At 65.3% G+C, this 2,619-nt stretch carries 1 protein-coding gene and 2 pseudogenes; 2 read left to right on the top strand and 1 reads right to left on the bottom strand.

Features of this window, described 5'->3' with window-relative positions; genetic code table 11:
- Nucleotides 1-126: pseudogene (locus tag ACLP4W_RS30885) on the top strand (short-chain dehydrogenase); the annotation flags it as partial.
- A 9-nt stretch (nucleotides 127-135) separates the two neighbouring features.
- On the opposite strand, the gene ACLP4W_RS30880 reads toward ACLP4W_RS30885, so the two are convergent.
- Complete coding sequence (locus tag ACLP4W_RS30880) at nucleotides 136-1,686, bottom strand: FAD-binding protein (protein ID WP_442391498.1); 1,551 nt, start codon at nucleotides 1,684-1,686, stop codon at nucleotides 136-138.
- A gap of 226 nt (nucleotides 1,687-1,912) precedes the next feature.
- Here ACLP4W_RS30880 and ACLP4W_RS30875 point away from each other — a divergent pair.
- Nucleotides 1,913-2,619: pseudogene (locus ACLP4W_RS30875) on the top strand (hydroxylase); the annotation flags it as partial.

The following is a 2,619-nucleotide window of genomic DNA, read 5'->3' as shown; positions in this document are numbered from 1 at the left end:
CTGCCCGACGGCGTGATCTTCGCCAAACCCGACGTAGTGGCGGCCGTGGTCGCGATGCTCGGCGCCCCCGAGGCGTACTTCATCACTGGGACCGAGGTGCGGGTCGACGGCGGCTCACACATGTAACCGCGGGCGTCAACGCGCTTCGGGCCCTCGGCTTTCCACCATGTCCAGCGCCGAAAGGTGACTGAAGACCATCGATGCGCCGACCGGGTTACCGCCACCGGGATAGGTTCTCCCACTCACCGCTGCCATCGAGTTGCCCGCGGCGTACAGGCCGGGGATGACGTTTCCGTTCGCGTCGATCACGCGCGCACGGGCGTCGGTCCGCAGGCCACCCTTGGTACCCAGATCCGACAACCCGAATGCGGCGGCCCGAAACGGCGGTTGGTCGATCGGCACAAGCGGATTGGGGCTGCCCGGAACCGACTTGTCGAACGGCTCGGCGCCCCGGCCGAAGTCCTCGTCGACTCCAGAGGCGGCAAACCCGTTGAAGCGCTTGACGGTTTCGCTCAACTGATCGGCCGTAACCCCGATCTTGGCGGCGAGTTCGGCCAACGTGTCAGCGGCATGCCACAGTCCGGCCTGGGAGTAATCGTCGGGGTCAGCCAACGGGACGCCGGTGAACAGGACCGGCGGTGCCTGGCCACCCCGGCTGTCGTAGATCAGCCAGTAGGGCAGCGAAATACGGCCGGTCCGCATCTCTGCCAGCACATCGCGGGCGGCGCGATCGTAGGCCGTGGATTCGTTGGTGAATCGCCGCCCCGCGTCGTTGACAAAGATACCGCCGGAAAACCACAGCGAGAACGTCGAGCTGCCGTCGGGATGGGTCAGCCCGGGTGCCCACCAAGCCTCTGCCATCAGGTCTACATCCGCGCCGATCTTCACTGCGGCCTCCAGCGCAGCGCCGCAGTTGCCGGGCGGTGCCATGGAGTCACGGCTGGATCCTGGCACTCTGAACGCCTTGCGCAGCAAGTCATTTCGCTCACAACCACCTGCTGCAATCAGGACCCCACGGTCGGCCCGAATGCGGCGATTACCCCTGGGCGTGCTGATCACCGCGCCGGTCACCCGACCGCCGAGACGGATCAGTTCATCGCAGCGCGCGTTTACCCATAGCTGTACGTTCGGCAGCTTTTCTAATGCCAGCAGAAAGCGGCCGATCAAAGCCTGCCCGCCGCTGAGCTGTTCAGGCGGATCCTCGGTGCCGCGATCGGTGGCCAGCGGAGCCCGCAGCAACTCACGTTGCCCACCAAGCCGATCGGCCGGAAACGGGGCCGGAATGATCTGGCGGCCCTTGGGACACGCGTGCGCCGCGGCGCCGAAGTAGTCCGGCCACGGCAACACCCGAAACTCGAACGCCGGATCTTCTTCGAGATATTCGACCAGCGGGGCGCCACCGGTCACGAACGCCTCCTGCAGGTCGGCCGGTGTCTGGTCGCCCACTACTGCCCGGAAGTAGGCGAACGCATCTTCGATCGTGTCATCGTCGCCCGCCCGGCGCAGCACGGGATTGCACGGAAACCACATCCCGCCACCGGAGTACGCTGTCATCCCGCCAATTCGGTCGGTCGCCTCAACGACGATGACCCGCAGTCCCTCGCGGGCGGCAGTGTACGCACCGGTTAGGGCACCTCCCCCGGAACCGACGACCAGAACGTCACACTCGGCGTCCCAATGCACCATGGTGTCCCTTTCGCCTCGGGGTCGCCCGATGGTAAGGCCCTACCCCACCCGAGAACCGCGACGATTTCAGTGACCGAAACGGTTCCGCTCGTCGAATCACCTCGTAGCGGGGTCCTTCCAACCAGCGGGATTTCGGACCCGACGAGAAGGAGTAGCGACCTACTGTGAGGAATGTCCCCAACAGGCGATAACCCTTTTGCCTGATACCAATACCGGAGGTACGTCGATGTCGCACGTAGTCATTGGCCAAGTCGAAGAGATCGCCGGGCAGCTGGCGTCGACGGCCGATGAAACCGAACGCCTGGGCAAACTGTCCGACGACAGCGTGAAGCTGATTCGTCAGGCCGGCGTGATGCGGATGCTACAGCCCACCGACTTCGGCGGTTACGCCGCGCATCCGCGCGATTTCGCGGAAGCGGTCATGGCGGTAGCCAAGGTCTGCGGCTCGACAGGGTGGGTCTGTGGCGTCGGCGGTGTGCATCCGTGGGAGATGGCGCTGATGGATCGCAAACTGCAGGCCGAGGTCTGGGGCGAGAACCCGGAAACCTGGATTGCGTCGCCCTATGCCGCGCAGGGCGTGGCGACGCCGACCGACGGCGGCTACACCCTCAAGGGTCGATGGAACTTCTCATCTGGCACCGATCACTGCGACTGGATCTTCCTGGGCGCCCTCGTCGCCGGGCCCGACGGGAAGCCCGCGCAGCCGATCAAGGTGATGCATGTGGTACTGCCCCGGAAGGACTACACCATTGTCGAGGACTCGTGGGATGTCATCGGGCTGAGCGGGACCGGCAGCAAGGACATCATCGTCGACGGGGCGTTCATTCCCGAATACCGGACCATCGACTTCGCGCAGGTGGCCGAAGGGGAGGCGGCCGCGGCCAGAGCCGGCCGCACGGAGACGGTGTACAAGATTCCGTTCTGGGCGATGTT

The organism is Mycobacterium sp. (assembly GCF_052145595.1).
Lineage (GTDB): Bacteria > Actinomycetota > Actinomycetes > Mycobacteriales > Mycobacteriaceae > Mycobacterium.
Note: the sequence above shows the minus strand (reverse complement) of the source record. Positions and strands in the feature narration are given on the sequence as shown.